Origin of the sequence: Pseudomonas sp. EL_65y_Pfl1_R83 (genome assembly GCF_963970695.1) — a bacterium.
GTDB classification, from domain to species: Bacteria; Pseudomonadota; Gammaproteobacteria; order Pseudomonadales; family Pseudomonadaceae; genus Aquipseudomonas; species Aquipseudomonas tritici.
Genome location: NZ_CAXAQI010000010.1, coordinates 1 through 15,364 on the forward strand (window position 1 = coordinate 1; position 15,364 = coordinate 15,364).

At 60.4% G+C, this 15,364-nt stretch carries 16 protein-coding genes and 4 pseudogenes; 16 read left to right on the plus strand and 4 right to left on the minus strand.

Annotated features, from left to right (window positions below; all coding sequences use genetic code 11):
* Positions 1–476 precede the first annotated feature (476 nt).
* The 4 genes and pseudogenes from rhtA to AACY08_RS30520 all read left to right on the plus strand — a co-directional run.
* Positions 477–1,364, plus strand: coding sequence for a threonine/homoserine exporter RhtA (gene rhtA, locus AACY08_RS15595; protein WP_339470257.1), 888 nt, complete (start codon positions 477–479; stop codon positions 1,362–1,364).
* Between the two features lie 164 nt (positions 1,365–1,528).
* Positions 1,529–1,810, plus strand: a complete 282-nt coding sequence (locus AACY08_RS15600) for a hypothetical protein (protein WP_339470259.1) — start codon at positions 1,529–1,531, stop codon at positions 1,808–1,810.
* Between the two features lie 110 nt (positions 1,811–1,920).
* Positions 1,921–2,070: pseudogene (locus tag AACY08_RS30515) on the plus strand (glucose 1-dehydrogenase); the annotation flags it as partial.
* Positions 2,022–2,237, plus strand: a pseudogene (locus AACY08_RS30520) (DsbA family protein); the annotation flags it as partial. The pseudogenes AACY08_RS30515 and AACY08_RS30520, both read left to right, overlap by 49 nt.
* A 51-nt stretch (positions 2,238–2,288) precedes the next feature.
* Here the strand turns inward: AACY08_RS30520 and AACY08_RS15610 are convergent.
* From AACY08_RS15610 to AACY08_RS15620, 3 genes are all read right to left on the minus strand, one after another.
* Positions 2,289–4,097, minus strand: coding sequence for an aminopeptidase P family protein (locus AACY08_RS15610; RefSeq protein WP_339470261.1), 1,809 nt, complete (start codon positions 4,095–4,097; stop codon positions 2,289–2,291).
* 49 nt (positions 4,098–4,146) lie between these two features.
* Positions 4,147–5,307: a cysteine desulfurase family protein gene (locus AACY08_RS15615; RefSeq protein WP_339470262.1), complete on the minus strand. Its 1,161-nt coding sequence runs from the start codon at positions 5,305–5,307 to the stop codon at positions 4,147–4,149.
* A gap of 233 nt (positions 5,308–5,540) precedes the next feature.
* A complete protein-coding gene (locus AACY08_RS15620; protein WP_339457002.1) occupies positions 5,541–5,810 on the minus strand; it encodes a hypothetical protein in 270 nt (89 codons plus the stop codon).
* 398 nt (positions 5,811–6,208) lie between these two features.
* On the opposite strand from AACY08_RS15620, the pseudogene AACY08_RS15625 reads away from it, so the two are divergent.
* From AACY08_RS15625 to AACY08_RS15635, 3 genes and pseudogenes are all read left to right on the plus strand, one after another.
* Positions 6,209–6,550: pseudogene (locus tag AACY08_RS15625) on the plus strand (NAD(P)H-dependent oxidoreductase); the annotation flags it as partial.
* Between the two features lie 159 nt (positions 6,551–6,709).
* Positions 6,710–6,927 (plus strand): annotated as a pseudogene (locus AACY08_RS15630) (acyl-CoA dehydrogenase family protein); the annotation flags it as partial.
* 11 nt (positions 6,928–6,938) lie between these two features.
* Positions 6,939–8,042: a sigma-54 interaction domain-containing protein gene (locus AACY08_RS15635; RefSeq protein WP_339470264.1), complete on the plus strand. Its 1,104-nt coding sequence runs from the start codon at positions 6,939–6,941 to the stop codon at positions 8,040–8,042.
* On the opposite strand, the gene AACY08_RS15640 is transcribed toward AACY08_RS15635, so the two are convergent.
* Positions 8,031–8,396 carry an antibiotic biosynthesis monooxygenase gene (locus tag AACY08_RS15640; protein WP_339470265.1) on the minus strand — a complete coding sequence of 122 codons (366 nt, stop codon included), beginning with the start codon at positions 8,394–8,396 and terminating at the stop codon, positions 8,031–8,033. The genes AACY08_RS15635 and AACY08_RS15640 overlap by 12 nt on opposite strands.
* Before the next feature lie 101 nt (positions 8,397–8,497).
* Here AACY08_RS15640 and soxR point away from each other — a divergent pair, with 101 nt between their 5' ends.
* From soxR to AACY08_RS15685, 9 genes are all read left to right on the plus strand, one after another.
* On the plus strand, positions 8,498–8,950 hold the full coding sequence (gene soxR / locus AACY08_RS15645) for a redox-sensitive transcriptional activator SoxR (protein WP_339470267.1): 453 nt from the start codon (positions 8,498–8,500) through the stop codon (positions 8,948–8,950).
* Between the two features lie 228 nt (positions 8,951–9,178).
* Positions 9,179–10,381 carry a PepSY-associated TM helix domain-containing protein gene (locus tag AACY08_RS15650; RefSeq protein WP_339470269.1) on the plus strand — a complete coding sequence of 401 codons (1,203 nt, stop codon included), beginning with the start codon at positions 9,179–9,181 and terminating at the stop codon, positions 10,379–10,381.
* A complete protein-coding gene (locus AACY08_RS15655; RefSeq protein WP_339414609.1) occupies positions 10,378–10,914 on the plus strand; it encodes a thiamine pyrophosphate-binding protein in 537 nt (178 codons plus the stop codon). Before AACY08_RS15650 ends, AACY08_RS15655 begins: the two co-directional genes overlap by 4 nt.
* Positions 10,911–11,240, plus strand: a complete 330-nt coding sequence (locus AACY08_RS15660) for a hypothetical protein (protein WP_370467889.1) — start codon at positions 10,911–10,913, stop codon at positions 11,238–11,240. Before AACY08_RS15655 ends, AACY08_RS15660 begins: the two co-directional genes overlap by 4 nt.
* Complete coding sequence (locus tag AACY08_RS15665; RefSeq protein WP_339470272.1) at positions 11,237–11,797, plus strand: DUF6162 family protein; 561 nt, start codon at positions 11,237–11,239, stop codon at positions 11,795–11,797. The genes AACY08_RS15660 and AACY08_RS15665 overlap by 4 nt, the downstream gene beginning before the upstream one ends.
* A gap of 19 nt (positions 11,798–11,816) precedes the next feature.
* Complete coding sequence (locus AACY08_RS15670; RefSeq protein ID WP_339414612.1) at positions 11,817–12,749, plus strand: metal ABC transporter substrate-binding protein; 933 nt, start codon at positions 11,817–11,819, stop codon at positions 12,747–12,749.
* Positions 12,746–13,492: a metal ABC transporter ATP-binding protein gene (locus AACY08_RS15675; RefSeq protein ID WP_339470274.1), complete on the plus strand. Its 747-nt coding sequence runs from the start codon at positions 12,746–12,748 to the stop codon at positions 13,490–13,492. Before AACY08_RS15670 ends, AACY08_RS15675 begins: the two co-directional genes overlap by 4 nt.
* Entirely contained in the window at positions 13,489–14,388 is a 900-nt protein-coding gene (locus AACY08_RS15680; RefSeq protein ID WP_339470276.1) for a metal ABC transporter permease, read from the plus strand. The genes AACY08_RS15675 and AACY08_RS15680 overlap by 4 nt, the downstream gene beginning before the upstream one ends.
* Positions 14,388–15,347 carry a metal ABC transporter solute-binding protein, Zn/Mn family gene (locus AACY08_RS15685; RefSeq protein ID WP_339470278.1) on the plus strand — a complete coding sequence of 320 codons (960 nt, stop codon included), beginning with the start codon at positions 14,388–14,390 and terminating at the stop codon, positions 15,345–15,347. The genes AACY08_RS15680 and AACY08_RS15685 overlap by 1 nt, the downstream gene beginning before the upstream one ends.
* Positions 15,348–15,364 lie beyond the last annotated feature (17 nt).

Consider the following 15,364-nt stretch of genomic DNA (forward strand, 5'->3'; position numbering starts at 1 on the left):
GTCAAGTGATTATTTTCAGAAGTTTTCGAAGAATTCTTCAACAACTTCAACCACTTGCGCTTCCGATCTCTCGTTAGCGGGAGGCGAATTCTACAGCGTTACACGCTGCTGTCAACACCTCTTTTTCTCCGCTTTCGACCGAGAGGATCGAAACGTTAATAGAGCCAAACAACACTGCTCTACCAACTCCTTCTGGGCTTCGATGAACTGAAGCAACTCGCTGTCGAATTTCGCATAACTCTTTGTTTACCAAGGAGTTTTCCGTTTCGACTGCGCCGGAAGTGGGGCGAATTATAGACTTCCAGAATCTGCCGTCAACCCTTAATTTGGTTTTTCTATCAAAGAGGCTGAAAACCTCAAAACCCGCGCTCTGTAAGTGGCCTACCAGGATAATTGAGCAATATATTGCTCAACCTCCGACAGTTAAGCATCATAGCGCCGACGCCTCTCTTAATATGACCTCGGACGTACACCCAATGAATACCTCCCCCCGCAGCCTGGCCTCGACATTGTTCCCTGTCGGCCTGTTGCTGATCGCCATGGCTTCCATACAGTCCGGCGCCTCGCTGGCCAAGAGCATGTTCCCTATCGTCGGCGCACAAGGCACTACGACCCTGCGTCTGATTTTCGCCAGTGTGATCATGCTACTTCTATTGCGTCCTTGGCGCGCCAAACTGACGGCCAAATCCCTGCGCACGGTGATCGTCTACGGAATGGCACTCGGCGGCATGAACTTCCTCTTCTATATGTCCTTGCGCAGCGTGCCCCTGGGTATTGCGGTGGCCCTGGAATTCACCGGGCCGCTTGCCGTGGCGATCTACGCCTCGCGTCGAGCGGTGGACTTTCTGTGGATAGCCCTCGCGATCACCGGCCTGCTTCTATTAATCCCAATGGGTGACGCCAGCAGCGGCATCGACTTGTTAGGCGCAGGCTACGCCTTGGGAGCTGGGGTCTGCTGGGCGCTCTACATTCTGTATGGCCAGAAAGCCGGTAATGACAACGGCGTACAAACCGCCGCCCTCGGCGTGATGATTGCCGCATTGTTTGTCGCACCGATCGGCATCGTCCATGCAGGCAGCGCGTTACTGACTCCCGCACTGATCCCGGTCGCCATCGGTGTCGCTATCCTGTCCACCGCCCTGCCCTACACCCTGGAAATGGTCGCACTGACGCGCCTCCCCGCCCGCACCTTCGGCACCCTCATGAGCATCGAACCGGCGTTTGGCGCGCTCTCTGGCCTGTTCTTCCTGCACGAGCACCTGTCCTTGGCGCAGTGGCTGGCAATTACTTGCATCATTCTGGCCTCCGTAGGTGCCACGGTAACGATGCGCAGCGAGTCAAAGCCATTGGTTCCGGCGGATTGAAACCTGTTTGAATGTAGCTCTGGCATTTAGCGCGCATTTAGGCCATGTTTAAGCCGTAAACGAATGTCTTTCATGGAGAATTTCGACAAGGACAGCGCGAACGCGACACCCGAGAGCAAGTAGAGCAAGCTTCACTCTTTGCGAGGCGGCTATTAAGGATAGGAATGAAGCGAATTTTGATACTGTTAATGGTCATGGCCATTGCTGGCTGCGCCGCGACCACCAAGACAGAAGTAAAACGTGGCAAAAAAGGGCTGCATATCAACTGTTCCGGCCTGTCTTCTTCCTGGGACCAGTGCTACACCAGTGCTACCAACGCCTGCGGCGCCAAGGGCTACCGGGTAATCGCAAAGTCCGGTGACAATTCCGAGGAGCCAGGGGACTACCCCTTCGGCCTCAACCCTGCCGGCTACGCCAGCCGCAGCATGATCGTCATCTGTAAGTAATCGCTTGAGCAGTCACCTCCTGGCTGCTCACATCTAATTCCCGGCACAAACCGACCCTTTACACAGCTGCGTCTAAACGCCTGCTCGACATTCGAGCCAAGGAAGTTCCCATGACGCACAACAAGAAAATCGTCTTGGTAGTAGGCGCCGGAGATGCAACCGGCGGCGCCATTGCCAAACGCTTCGCCCGCGAAGGCTACGCTGCCAGTATGACCCCGAGGTCTTGGATGCCGTGCTTGCCGAGCACGGTTTCGATCCAGAAAACGTCCTGGCCCTGGCAAACGACGAAGCTGTAAAGGCGGCCCTCAAGGACAACACCGAACAGGCCGTTAACCGCGGCGCGTTCGGTGCACCCTGCATGTTTGAAGACAGCCAGCTGTTCTTCGGTCAGGACCGTTTGGAGTGTGTGCGCGAAGCCCTGAGTTAGATGTCGACAATATAGCCGGCGCCCTGATCAAGGCGCCGGAACGGCAAGTGATCAGATAGCCGCCGTACGCACCCGCAGCCATTCAAGCGCGGCGCCACTGAGCAATGGGCTCAAGCGCTCACGCACTTCGGCGTGGTAAGCGTTGAACCACTCACGCTCGTCCGCCGTCAGCAGCGACGGTTCCAGACAGCGCGTGTCGATCGGGCACAAGGTCAGGGTTTCAAACTTGAGGAATTCGCCGAACTCGGTCTTGCCCGCTTCGCGGTTCAACACCAGGTTCTCGATACGCACGCCCCAACGCCCCGGACGGTAAGTGCCTGGCTCAATGGAGGTGATCATCCCCGGCTGCATCGCCGTTTGCGGAGCAGTCGCAGCCTGGTAGGCAATCACTTGCGGACCTTCATGCACGTTGAGGAAATAGCCTACACCGTGCCCGGTACCGTGGCCGTAGTCCACGCCTTCGGCCCAGATCGGCGCGCGAGCAATGGCGTCCAGCAGCGGTGACAAGATGCCTTTTGGGAAATGCGCACGGGACAACGCAATCACACCTTTGAGCACACGGGTGCAGTCACGTTTCTGCTCTTCACTCGGCGTACCGATAGGCACCATCCGGGTGATATCCGTGGTTCCACCCAGGTACTGGCCACCCGAATCAATCAGCAACAGGCCATCGCCTTCGATCAGCGCGTGCTCCTCTTCAGTGGCGTGGTAGTGCGGCATCGCACCGTTGGCATTGTACGCGGCGATGGTGTTGAAACTCAGCGACACATAACCCGGGCGACGGGCGCGCGCAGCGGTCAGGTGTTCGTCGATGGTCAGTTCGGTTATGCGCTCACGGCCCAGCGCACTGTCCAGCCAGGCGAAGAATTCGCACAAGGCCGCGCCGTCCTGCTCCATGGCTTGGCGAATGTGCTCCGCGTCGGCCAGGCTCTTGCGGGATTTGGCCAATGTGGTCGGGTTGAGTCCTTCGACCAGCTTGACACCGGTATCAAGGTTTTCCAGCAAGCCGGCGGTGACGCGCGCTGGGTCGACCTTTAAACTGGCGCCCGCCGGCACCGCGCGCAACGCCTCTGCCACTTCGCTGTAATCGCGCAGTGTCACGCCATCCTGCTCCAACACTGCCCGCAACTCGGCATCGACTTTGCTCAATGCCACAAACAGCGTGGCCTGCTGTTGATTGATCAACGCAAAGGACACAAACACCGGATTGAACGAAACATCACCACCGCGCAAATTGAACAGCCAAGCAATGTCATCCAGGGTGGCGATGAAATGCCAGTCGGCGCCCTTCTCTTTTAAGCTGGCGCGCAGTGCCGCGAGTTTTTCGCCACGGCTGACGGTGGCTTGCGGTGGCAGGTGTTGATAGATCGGTTGGTTCGGCAGCGCCGGGCGGTCTTTCCAGACCTCACTCAGCAGGTCGATATCAGTACGCAGCTGTGCACCGCGCTCCGCCAATTTTCCGCCCAGGGTACGTGCCGAGGCCACGGCCATCACCGCACCATCCACCGCCACCACACCATCTTCCGGCGTTTGCTCGGCCAACCACTCCAGCGGGCCAGGTTGGCCCGGTTGCAGCTTCACCAATTCGATGCCGCTGCCCTTGAGTTCCTTGGTGGCCTGCTCCCAGTAACGGCTGTCGGCCCACACACCGGCGAAATCCGCAGTGACAATCAGCGTTCCCACCGAGCCATGAAACCCCGATAACCATTGCCGCCCCTGCCAGTAACCCGGCAAGTACTCGGACAAGTGTGGGTCGGCCGACGGCACCAGCAAGGCATGAATGCCCTCGCGGCTCATCAGTTCACGGGTATGCGCCAGGCGCTGGGTAACCGTTCCATGGGTCAAAGGCTGCGTACTCATTGTGTCTCCTGCTAACCACGAATAATTATTATGTGTTGCGATAGGTGAATCAGACCGCCCAGAACGCCGGCTCGCAGGCCAGGGCAGCCTTGATCAATTGCACCGCCTGGTCGATATCCTGCTCGGTGGTAAACCGGCCCAGGCTCAAGCGAATGGTACGGCCAGCACTGCGAGCATCATGGCCCAGCGCCAACAACACATGGGACGGTGCATTGCTCGCCGAATTGCAGGCCGAGGTCGCAGAAAATGCGATCCCCGCACTTAGCGCAGCGGAGTTGAATTCGCCTTCACTGAACGTGAGGCTCAGGGTGTGGGGAATACGTTGTGTAGCGCTGCCATTCAGGCGCACGCCCGCCACCGATGCCAACTGATCCAGCAAGCGCTGGCGCAAGGCGACGATCACTGCTTTTTCCTCTGCAAAAGACGCCGCCGCCAGGGCGAACGCAGTGCCCATGCCGGCGATCTGGTGAGTTGCCAGGGTGCCGGAGCGCAGGCCGCCTTCGTGCCCACCGCCGTGAATCTGCGCCAAGACTTTCTGCTGCGCCCGCGGCCCGACATATAAAGCGCCGATACCTTTGGGGCCATACAGCTTGTGGGCGGAAAACGACATCAGGTCCACCGGCCACTGCGAGAGGTCGATCGCCACCTTACCCGCGCCTTGCGCCGCATCCACATGCAACAGCGCGCCATGCTCACGCACGCGAGCGCCGATGGCCGGGATATCGTTGAGGGTGCCCAGTTCGTTATTGACCAGCATCAGCGACACGAGGAAGGTGTCTTCGCGCAACGCTTCGCTGACCGCTTGGGCACTGATCAACCCATCCGCGTCCGGCACCAGGTAGGTCACGGCCACGCCGGCTTCCTGCAACTGCCGTGCGGTATCCAGCGTGGCCTTGTGTTCGATCTGGCTGGTGATGATATGCCCGCCCGCCACACCCCGCGCCTGGGCCACGCCCTTGATCGCCAAGTTGTTGGACTCAGTGGCGCCAGACGTCCAGACGATTTGCTCGGAATTGGCACCGACCAGTTCGGCCACTTGGCGACGCGCCTGTTCAACCGTTTGCCGGGCCGCTTGGCCGAACGCATGGGAACTGGACGCAGGGTTACCGAAGTTGGCATTGAAGCCCAGACACTCGACCATCACCTGGATGACTCGCTCATCTACCGGGGTAGTGGCGGCGTAGTCGAAATACAACGGACGTTTATTCATGACGTTAAAAACTCGCAGAGCAGGTTCCCGAGAGCAGCGTCTCAGGGGCACCGACCGGAACAGAGGTCGTCAGGTTTAACCGATCGGATGCCATTAAAGAAGGACCACTTTATGAAAATGTGCGTAGGAAGGCTCCTGAAATTCAGCTTAACAGGCTGAAGTCGAGCCATGGCAAACAAAAAGCCCGAGGTTCCTTAAAGGAAGCCTCGGGCTTTTTGCCGCTGAGCGCAGGCTCAACTGGGACGACCATGCAGGGTCACGCTGCGTTCGGCGTTCATTTCACCCTGGCGATCAAAGCCGAAAGGTTTCTTTGGTTGACCGATCAATGCGGCGCGCTGCTGTTGATACTCATCAAACGACAAACCACGACGGCTCAACGCTTCCAGGGACAACTCTTTGGTTTCTTCCGCTGTGTAAGGACGCAATTCCGGCGAAGGATGGGTCGCACATCCGGCGAGGACAGAGCTGACAATCAATAAGCAAACAGCGAGGAATCGGTTCATGGCGGTGGCCCTGCAGAGGAGGTTTCGAGTCAATGAACACAGGCTACTCCCGCCCTCGCACGGTGAAAAATCACCTCCCGTGATAGTTGCTATCAACCGCCAAGGCACCTCTGATAGCGATGCCTTAATATTTCTTTATGATCTATAAATATAGAAATACATTCATTTACGGAATAAATACAACCCCCTATAAATGTCGCTACGCCTCATCGGCACTGTTGCTTATGCAACTGCTGCCCAGGCAACAGCCGATCAACAAATCACCCGTCAGACAACAGCAGCATTTTCAGCAGTGAGCCTGCAACCCACGCCAATCAGGGCCTGAACCCGTTGGTACAGCTCCTGCTCAACCGGTGTACTCCACCTGCGACAAACCACTGTTGAAAAAGGAACTGTTCATGACCCGTCCCCTGAATGTCGTTGCCCTCTACGGCGGAACCTGGCGCCCGTCTCGTACCCTCGTGCTGACTCAAGCCGTACTGGCTGAACTGGCCACCTTGCTGCCGATCCAGACCACCCTGATCGAACTAGGTGACATTGCGCGGCCGTTGGGCGGTGCGCTGTCGCGTGATGAACTGCCCGCTGAAGTCGAATCCCAACTGTTGGCCATCGAACAAGCCGAGCGGCTGATCGTCTCCCCGCCGGTCTATCGCGGTTCGTACCCAGGCTTGCTCAAGCACCTGTTTGATCTGGTCGGCCTCAACGCCTTGATCAACACACCGGTATTGCTGGCTGCCACGGCATGTGATCGTGCACGAGAGCGAAGAGGACGCCTGGAACGCCGCCGACAAGTTGATCGAGCCCATCAGCGACGAAGGCCTGAGTGCAATGAAGGCTAAATAGACATTGAGGAACACCGTTTGATAGCCAAACCCCACAGCGTCCTGCCTTCCCCTTTGCACACCGCCAAAGTAGCCGCCACCCGCCAGGGCCTGGAACTCTGCAGCCGCCTGTTCAAAGTCACCGGCGCGCGCTCCACCCACGCTTCGCTGCGCCTGGACCGTCACTGGCGCACCCTGGGCGCGCAAACCCTGCACGACCCGATGGACTACGAGCTCCATGAACTGGGGATTGGGCATTGAACCAGTCCCTGCCGATTCCAACGTTCTATTCCTAAGAGAGGTGCCCATGCAGCTTTTGACCTTACCGCCCTCGCCCGCCCTTGCGACGTCGATCCGCGCCACGGCACAGGTCTTCGAAGACCCGAAATCCCAGGCGCTGCTCGACCACATCCAGCAAGTGGCGCCCAGCGAAGCCAGCGTGCTGATCATCGGCGAGACCGGCACCGGTAAAGAGTTGGTGGCGCGTCACATCCATAACCTCAGCGCGCGGCGTAACCGGCCGTTCGTGGCGGTGAACTGTGGGGCGTTCTCCGAATCTTTGGTGGAAGCCGAACTGTTTGGTCATGAAAAAGGCGCCTTTACCGGCGCCCTCAGTGCCAAGGCAGGCTGGTTTGAGGAGGCCGACGGCGGCACCTTGTTCCTCGATGAGATCGGCGATTTGCCGATGGCGATCCAAGTCAAGCTGCTGCGCGTCCTACAAGAGCGCGAAGTGGTTCGCCTGGGTTCGCGCAAGAGCATTGCGATTGATGTGCGGGTGCTTGCCGCGACCAACGTGCAACTGGAAAAAGCCATCAACGCCGGGCATTTCCGCGAAGACCTCTACTACCGTCTCGACGTGGTCAGCCTGGAACTCAGCCCGCTGCGTGACCGTCCAGGCGATATCCTGCCGCTCACCCGGCACTTCATCGAAGCCTACAGCCAGCGCCTTGGCTATGGCCCGATCACCATCAGCCGCGAAGCCGAGCACAAACTCAAAAGCTACAGCTGGCCGGGCAATATCCGCGAACTGGAGAACGTGATTCACCACACCCTGTTGATCTGCCGCAACGGCCTGATCGAACGCGACGATTTGCGCCTGTCGAACCTGCGCATCGAGCGCCAGGACGACAGCCAGCACGGCACCGACAACAGCGCCGAAGCATTGCTGGCGCGTGCGTTCCAGAAACTGTTCGAAGAACAGGCCGGGGCCCTGCATGAAAAGGTTGAAGACGCCCTGCTCCGCGCCGCCTACCGTTTCAGCCATTACAACCAGGTGCACACCGCCCATCTGTTGGGCCTGAGCCGCAACGTCACGCGCAGCCGCTTGATCAAGATCGGCGAGTTGGCGGTCAACAAACGCCGCCCCGGCGAGAACGTGCAAGGCGAGCGCATGCTGCACTTATCCATTTAGGCGGCAGTGCAGCGCGTTGTCATGGCTGCGCTCAAAACTGCGCAGCACCTGGAACGAACCAAAGGTCACGGCGGTCGCCTGGTGGGCGCGAATCAGCGTCCAGAAATCTTCCTCACCGTGCTCAAAGCACTTGAATGCCGCCTCGCCGTCTTCACGCGTACGCCATTGCAGATAATTCAACACCCGCCGCCCATCATCGCTGACCTGCACGCTTGCGTTGATAAAACCACCATGGCCTTGGGCCAGACGCTCACTCTGGGTGCTCAAGGCTGCCACCAGGGCGAATTGTTTCTGGGGCTCGATCTGAAACTCGATCAACTGAGTGAAACTGCGATTTTTCTCTGATACCTGCATGAACACTCCCCTTTCTCTGTAGGCAGAATCTTGTGATTCGATGCCACGCAGGGTAAAACCTCTAGTTAAGTCAAGGTCAAGCGGAGTTTGGGGATTTTTGCATGATGACTAAAGAACTCACCGTCGGCCAGTTGGCTGCGCGCAGCGGTGTGGCCGTCACGGCCCTGCACTTCTACGAGGCCAAGGGGCTGATCAAGAGCAATCGCACCGCGGGCAACCAACGCCGTTATCCACGGGATGTGTTGCGGCGCGTGGTGGTGATCAAGATCGCCCAGCGCCTGGGGATTCCGCTGGCAACCATTGGTGACGCGTTGCAAACCTTGCCGGATGGACGCACGCCCAACGCTCAGGATTGGGAGCGGTTGTCGGCGCTGTGGCGGGAGGACCTGGATGAGCGCATCAATAAGCTGATGCTGCTGCGGGACAAGCTCAGTGGTTGTATTGGCTGTGGGTGCCTGTCGATGGAAGCGTGCCCGTTGCGTAATCGGGATGATCAGCTCGGTGAGCGCGGGCCGGGGGCGCAGTTGCTGGAGCCCACCACACAACAACGCTGAAGTGATAACCCAGCGCCCACATTTGGATAGAGGTGTGTCAGGGGTTGGCTTGCAGGTGCAGGCGTTCGAACGGCTGAATGTGAACCTGAAACATTTTCTTTCATATCTGGGTTAGGGATTTCTCATTCTCATCCGTCTTAACTTAGATACAGCCTGTCGCGTCAGCAAAAGCTACGACTGGCCTTTTCTGGGCCTTTACTGCCCCCTCCAACCAAGACCCTCATTCACATGTCGAAGAAGTCACGCTCCAAACTCTGGTTTCTCGTGCATAGCTGGCTGGCATTGCCCATCTGGTTTTTTGTACTGATCGTCTGCGTCACCGGCACCCTGGCGGTGGTCAGCCAGGAGATCGTCTGGCTGGCCAACCCGGATATCCGTGCGAGCAAGCCGACGGACGACGCCGAGCCACTGAGCTACGACCAAGTGATCGCCGCGATCAAGCGCGAAGAGCCCCAGGTGTTCGTCCAGTCGATCAGCCGGCCCGACGAATCCCATTTCGCCCTCAGCGTCGACCTCAGCTACCCCGACGGGCGTTCCGTGGAGGTTTACGTCAACCCTTACACCGGAGCGATCCAGGGCATCGGCCCGTCCTTCAACTTTCAGCAATTCACACGCGCCCTGCACGGCTGGTGGCTGGTGCCGTTTACCAATGGCTACAGCTGGGGCTGGTATTTGGTGTCGGCGCTCGGCATCCCGCTGCTGGCGTCGCTGGTCACCGGATTGGTGGTGTACAAGAAGTTCTGGAAGGGTTTCCTGCGCCCGACCCTGCGCGTGCGCCATGGCGCGCGGATATTCTGGGGGGATTTCCACCGCTTGAGCGGTATCTGGTCAATCTGGTTTATCGCAGTGATTTCTGTCACCGGGATCTGGTTCTTGATCCGGGCGATCCTGGGCGACAACCAGATTTCGATTTCCACCGAACCCGTCATCCCAGTGATCGCCCGGGAGAAAGTGCCGATGTCGGCGCCAGGCGTGCCAGCGCCGATGATCCCGGTAGACGAGGCGATCAAGATCGCCACCCAGCGTATTCCTGGCCTGGAGCCGAGCTTCATCAGCCTGCCGCTCAATGCCTACAGCCACCTGCAGATTGGCGGGCGGGGCTGGTACCCACTGATGTTCCAGACCGCGCAAATCAACCCGTATGACGGCGAAGTCGCTGCGGCGCATTTGCTGTCCGACCGTTCAAAGCTGGAGTTCGTCACCGAATCCATGCGCCCGCTGCACACCGGCGACTTTGGCGGGCTGTGGATCAAACTGATCTGGGCGTTCTTCGGCCTGGTCATGAGCATGATGGTGTTGAGCGGCCTGCTGATCTGGACCAAGCGCACCGCCCTGGCCACCCTCAATGCGCTCAAGCGTGAAGCCAAGACCCCGCGCAAGCCTGTTTCCATCCCGGCCAGGCAGGCTGAAACCTCGCAGGCCCAAACATGAGCAAGGTCGCTACCGCAAAGCCATCGCCGCTGCGAGCCTTCTGGCTGAAATGGCGTTTCCACATCAATGTGCTGTTGTTGCTCGTGCCCCTGGGCTTCATGCCCAAGTACTTCGCCGACGCGGCGCTGTTTCGCGGCGACACCGGCATCGGCGAGCGCGTGGCCGGTGAAGTGCAGGTCGGGCCCTGGAGCCTGACCCTCGCCGAATTTCGTAATGAAGGCCCGCGCCCAGACCCGGCCGGCCCGATGAAGTTTTTCAACGCTGCCCTGTGCGCCACCTGCGCCGACCAAGTCAAGGCCACCTACCTGCGTATCGGTAAGCCGCGCAGCCTGCGGGCCGCCGGGGTGATCTTCTTCGGTACGCCGTACCGCATGGGCGCTGCCCTGCCGATCCCGGAACGCACACCAGCCGACGCCGAACTGTGGGTCACCATGGAAGGCTGGGACGGCGCTATGCACCAGGGTTCCATCCCGTTGAACCAGGCCTCGCCTGCCACCATTGCCTGGCTGAACAAGCAAGGAGTTAAACCATGACTTTGATGCGCCTGACCCGCGCCTGTGCCGTCCTATTGGCGTGCGCCGGTTTCAGTACGGTCACCCTGGCCCACAACCCGATGTGCGAGTGCAAGGAAATTCCCGGCGAGCAGGTCCAGTGCAAAGGCGGTTTCTCTGACGGTAGCGGCGCGCCTGGCGTGACCCTGGACGTGATCGGCTATGACGAAACCATCCTGGTGCCCGGCAAGCTTGGCGAAGACTCGACCCTGACCTTCAAGAAGCCGTCCGCCGAGTTCTATGTGCTGTTTGATGCAGGCCCGGGCCACGTGGTGGAAATCGACCAAGCGGATATCCAGCCGCAATGAGTACCACACAGGTTGTACGCCCCGCCGGTGCCGGTCACGAAACCCTCTACGTGCTGCTGTTGTGCCTGATCATCCTTGCGGTGGCCGGCACGGTGGTGGCCCTGCACGGTGAAACCCAGGAAGTCGCGGCCGTGCCCAGCCACCAGTTGGACGCACGTCGCGACCTGAGCGCCGCCGAGCAAGGCATCTACGCCGACCTGCGAGTGACCCTGGATGAGATCCAGCTGTTGCAGCAGGAGCAAAGCGCGCTTCCCACACCGGCGTATCTGGCCGAAGAAGGCTTCGCGCCGTTTGCCCAGGACGCCAGCTCGGTCAGCCGTGGCGATCATCGCTGGCAGTTGCTGGAACCCTCGGCCTACCTGGGGTTGAGCCAAGTGCCCGGCACCAGCGGCTCGCTGCTCATGCGCGTGCACGGTGCCGAACCGGATATCTGGCTCAACCGGCAAGCCAACCTCGCCGCCCCTTCCGACCTCACTGACCAGGCGCTGATCGCGGCCGGCTGGCAGCAGGTGGTCGCGCAATTCGATGCCGGCGTCACACGCCAGCACCGTCACTGAACGAGAAGACCGATTGCCCATGTCTATTTCATCTCCCCTGTTGCGCCTGTTGCTGGTTGGCCTGTTCAGCCTGATGCTCGCCCCCCTGGCCAATGCACTCTCTAACCCAGAGCCGGCTAAACGCCTGCGTATCGGCATCACGCTTCACCCTTACTACAGCTACGTGGCCAATATCGTCGGCGACAAGGCCCAGGTGGTGCCGCTGATTCCGGCCGGTTTCAACCCGCATGCCTACGAGCCGCGCGCCGAGGACATCAAGCGCATCGGCACCCTGGACGTGATCGTGCTCAACGGCGTCGGCCATGATGATTTCGCCGACCGCATGATCGCCACCAGCGAGCGCCCGGACATTCCAGTGATCGAAGCCAACGCCAATGTGCCGCTGCTGGCCGCCACCGGGAATGCTGCGCGCGGTGCGGGCAAGGTGGTCAACCCGCACACCTTCCTGTCGATCAGCGCATCGATTGCCCAGGTCAACAACATCGCCCGCGAGCTGGGCAAGCTCGACCCGGACAACGCCAAGACCTACACCCAGAACGCCCGCGCCTACGGCAAGCGCCTGCGCCAGATGCGCGCCGATGCCCTGGCCAAGTTGACCAGCGCGCCCAACCCGGACCTGCGCGTGGCCACCGTGCACGCGGCCTACGACTACCTGCTGCGCGAATTCGGCCTGGAAGTCACCGCCGTGGTCGAACCGGCCCACGGCATTGAGCCAAGCCCCAGCCAGTTGAAGAAAACCATTGATGAACTACGCGCCCTGGACGTGAAGGTAATCTTCTCGGAGATGGACTTCCCGTCCACCTACGTCGACACCATCCAGCGTGAGTCCGGGGTCAAGCTGTACCCGCTGTCGCATATTTCCTACGGCGAATACAGCGCTGAAAAGTACGAAGTGGAAATGACCGGCAACCTCAACACCGTGGTCCGCGCAATCCAGGAGTCCGGGTCATGACCGCGGCGCAGCAACTCAATGCGGTCAGCGTCGGTCCGACGCTGGCGTTCGACAAGGTGTCACTGACCCTGGGTCGCACTGTGATCCTTGATGGCGTGAGTTTTCAGGTACAGCCGGGCAGCATCCATGCGCTGGTCGGCCCCAACGGCGGTGGCAAAAGCTCGCTGATCAAGACCCTGCTGGGGCAAACGCCGCATCAGGGACGGCTGAGTCTGCATTGGCCGACCACGCCCGGCACCATCGGTTATGTGCCTCAGGCCCTGGAGTTCGAACGTGGTTTGCCGATGACCGTTGATGATTTCATGGCGGCCATGTGTCAACGGCGCCCTGCATTTCTTGGCCTGTCAAAACATTACGCCGGCGCGATGGGTGATGCGCTCGAGCGCGTTGGCATGCAGGACAAACGCAAGCGGCGCATGGGTGCCCTGTCCGGCGGTGAACGCCAGCGCGTGTTGTTGGCCCAGGGATTGATCCCGGCGCCGCAACTGCTGGTACTGGATGAACCGATGTCGGCGCTCGACGAAGCCGGAATCCAAGTGTTCGAACGCCTGCTGAGTGACTGGCGTCTGGCAGGGATCACCGTACTGTGGATCGAGCATGACCTGGAAGCCGTGGGCCGCCTGGCCGACCGCGTCACAGGCCTGAACCGCCGCGTGCTGTTCGACGCCACGCCCAAAGAGGCGCTGACCCCGGATCGCCTGCTGACCCTGTTCTCCACCCACCCTCGGAGCCCGGCGCAATGAGTTATGAAGCCTTTCGCTTGATGATCCAGGGCTGGGCCTCTTCCGGTTATCTGCCGGAGGCGCTGGCCTACGGGTTCGTGGTCAACGCACTGCTCGCCGGTCTGCTGATCGGCCCAGTGCTGGGTGGTTTGGGCACGCTGGTGGTGGTCAAGCGCTTCGCGTTTTTCTCCGAAGCGGTCGGCCATGCCGCGCTGACCGGCGTGGCCGTGGGCATTCTGCTGGGCGAACCCTACACCGGGCCCTATGGCAGCCTGTTCGGCTACTGCCTGCTGTTCGGCATTCTGCTCAACTACCTGCGCAACCGAACCGGCCTGGCGCCGGACACCTTGATCGGTGTGTTCCTGTCGGTGTCACTGGCATTGGGTGCGAGCCTGTTGCTGATCCTGGCCGGCAAGATCAACGTGCATATTCTGGAGAACGTGCTGTTCGGCTCGGTGCTGACGGTCAATGGCAATGACTTGCTGGTGCTGGCGATTGTCGGCTCGTTGGTGATGGCCCTGGCCTTGCCGCTGTACAACCGCATCATGCTGGCCAGCTTTAACCCGCAACTGGCGGCAGTGCGCGGGGTGGCGGTGAAGACCCTGGATTACTTGTTCGTGATTCTGGTGACACTGATCACCGTCGCGGCGGTGAAGGTCATCGGCGCGATCCTGGTAGGCGCGCTGTTGGTGATTCCGGCCGCAGCGGCGCGCCTGCTGAGCCAGTCGCTCAAGGGGTTCTTCTGGGTCTCGGTGGTGATTGCCACCGTCAGCACACTGTGCGGGATCCTGCTGCCGATCATCTTCGACCTGCCGATCCCATCCGGCGCCGCGATCATTCTGGTTGCCGGTATCGCCTTCGCCCTGGCCGCCATCGCGCGCGGCACGGTGCCCAGCCTCAAAGGGAATTTTGGATAATGCGTCCTGTCTTTCGTCCATTGGCCCTGGCCATCGCTTATTTGATCAGCACTTCGGCACTGGCTGTCGACGGTGCAGAACCCAAGACCCTCAAAATCCATCCCGGACTGGGTCATGCCGCACTGAGCAAGGCCAAGTCTGTACAACCGGTGAAGGTCCTTGCCTCGCTGCCGATCACCTACGGCCTGGCCGAGGTGCTGCTCAAAGGCACCAATGTGCAGTTGGAGCGCGCCGCCCCGGCCAACCTGCCCGGTTCGCGGCAGGTGTCCTACTTCACCGGTCGTGGCGCGTCGGCATTGAGCGCGTTGGCGCTGGACGCCGACGCCACTATTGGCCTGCGCTCGCTGTGGGCCGATGACCCGCTGTACCCAGTGGCGCGCCGCAGCAATATCCGCATCGTCGAAGTCGACGCCGCCCGCCCGGTGGACGGCGGCTTGCCGGGCATCGCCGTGCAGCCTGGCGTCACCGATGGCTTGAACAGCCAGCCATGGCAGTCGAGTAACAATATGGGGCGCATGGCCGATGTATTGGCCGCGGACCTGAGCCGCCTGGCCCCCGACGCCAAGCCGACGATCGACGCCAACCTTGCCGCCCTCAAGCAGCGCCTGCTCAAACTCAGCGCCGACAGCGAAGCGCGGCTGGCCAAGGCGGATAACCTCAGCGTGGTCAGCCTTAGCGACCACTTTGCGTATCTGGTCAGCAGTTTGAACCTGGAAGTGCTCAGCACCGATGCCCGCCCAGACGCCGACTGGACGCCTGAGGCGTTGCAGAAACTCAGCGCCGAGTTGAAGGACAACGATGTCGCGGTGGTGCTGCATCATCGTCAGCCGAGTGAAGCGGTGAGGGCCGCTGTTGCGGCGGGGGGAGCGGGATTGTTGGTCCTGAATGTCGACGGTGCAGAGCCGGTGACGGAGTTGGAGACCAATGTGGATCAGGTGATCACGGCACTCAACCCCTGACGACGCACCGATCGGTC

Coding starts and splice junctions, on each gene's coding strand:
- AACY08_RS15655 (WP_339414609.1), top strand. CDS start 10,378: ATGAGCAAGGTCGCTACCGCAAAGCCATCGCCGCTGCGAGCCTTCTGG.
- AACY08_RS15610 (WP_339470261.1), bottom strand. CDS start 4,097: ATGAGTACGCAGCCTTTGACCCATGGAACGGTTACCCAGCGCCTGGCG.
- AACY08_RS15615 (WP_339470262.1), bottom strand. CDS start 5,307: ATGAATAAACGTCCGTTGTATTTCGACTACGCCGCCACTACCCCGGTA.
- AACY08_RS15640 (WP_339470265.1), bottom strand. CDS start 8,396: ATGCAGGTATCAGAGAAAAATCGCAGTTTCACTCAGTTGATCGAGTTT.
- AACY08_RS15665 (WP_339470272.1), top strand. CDS start 11,237: ATGAGTACCACACAGGTTGTACGCCCCGCCGGTGCCGGTCACGAAACC.
- AACY08_RS15685 (WP_339470278.1), top strand. CDS start 14,388: ATGCGTCCTGTCTTTCGTCCATTGGCCCTGGCCATCGCTTATTTGATC.
- AACY08_RS15675 (WP_339470274.1), top strand. CDS start 12,746: ATGACCGCGGCGCAGCAACTCAATGCGGTCAGCGTCGGTCCGACGCTG.
- soxR (WP_339470267.1), top strand. CDS start 8,498: ATGATGACTAAAGAACTCACCGTCGGCCAGTTGGCTGCGCGCAGCGGT.
- AACY08_RS15600 (WP_339470259.1), top strand. CDS start 1,529: ATGAAGCGAATTTTGATACTGTTAATGGTCATGGCCATTGCTGGCTGC.
- AACY08_RS15650 (WP_339470269.1), top strand. CDS start 9,179: ATGTCGAAGAAGTCACGCTCCAAACTCTGGTTTCTCGTGCATAGCTGG.
- AACY08_RS15635 (WP_339470264.1), top strand. CDS start 6,939: ATGCAGCTTTTGACCTTACCGCCCTCGCCCGCCCTTGCGACGTCGATC.
- AACY08_RS15620 (WP_339457002.1), bottom strand. CDS start 5,810: ATGAACCGATTCCTCGCTGTTTGCTTATTGATTGTCAGCTCTGTCCTC.
- AACY08_RS15680 (WP_339470276.1), top strand. CDS start 13,489: ATGAGTTATGAAGCCTTTCGCTTGATGATCCAGGGCTGGGCCTCTTCC.
- AACY08_RS15670 (WP_339414612.1), top strand. CDS start 11,817: ATGTCTATTTCATCTCCCCTGTTGCGCCTGTTGCTGGTTGGCCTGTTC.
- AACY08_RS15660 (WP_370467889.1), top strand. CDS start 10,911: ATGACTTTGATGCGCCTGACCCGCGCCTGTGCCGTCCTATTGGCGTGC.
- rhtA (WP_339470257.1), top strand. CDS start 477: ATGAATACCTCCCCCCGCAGCCTGGCCTCGACATTGTTCCCTGTCGGC.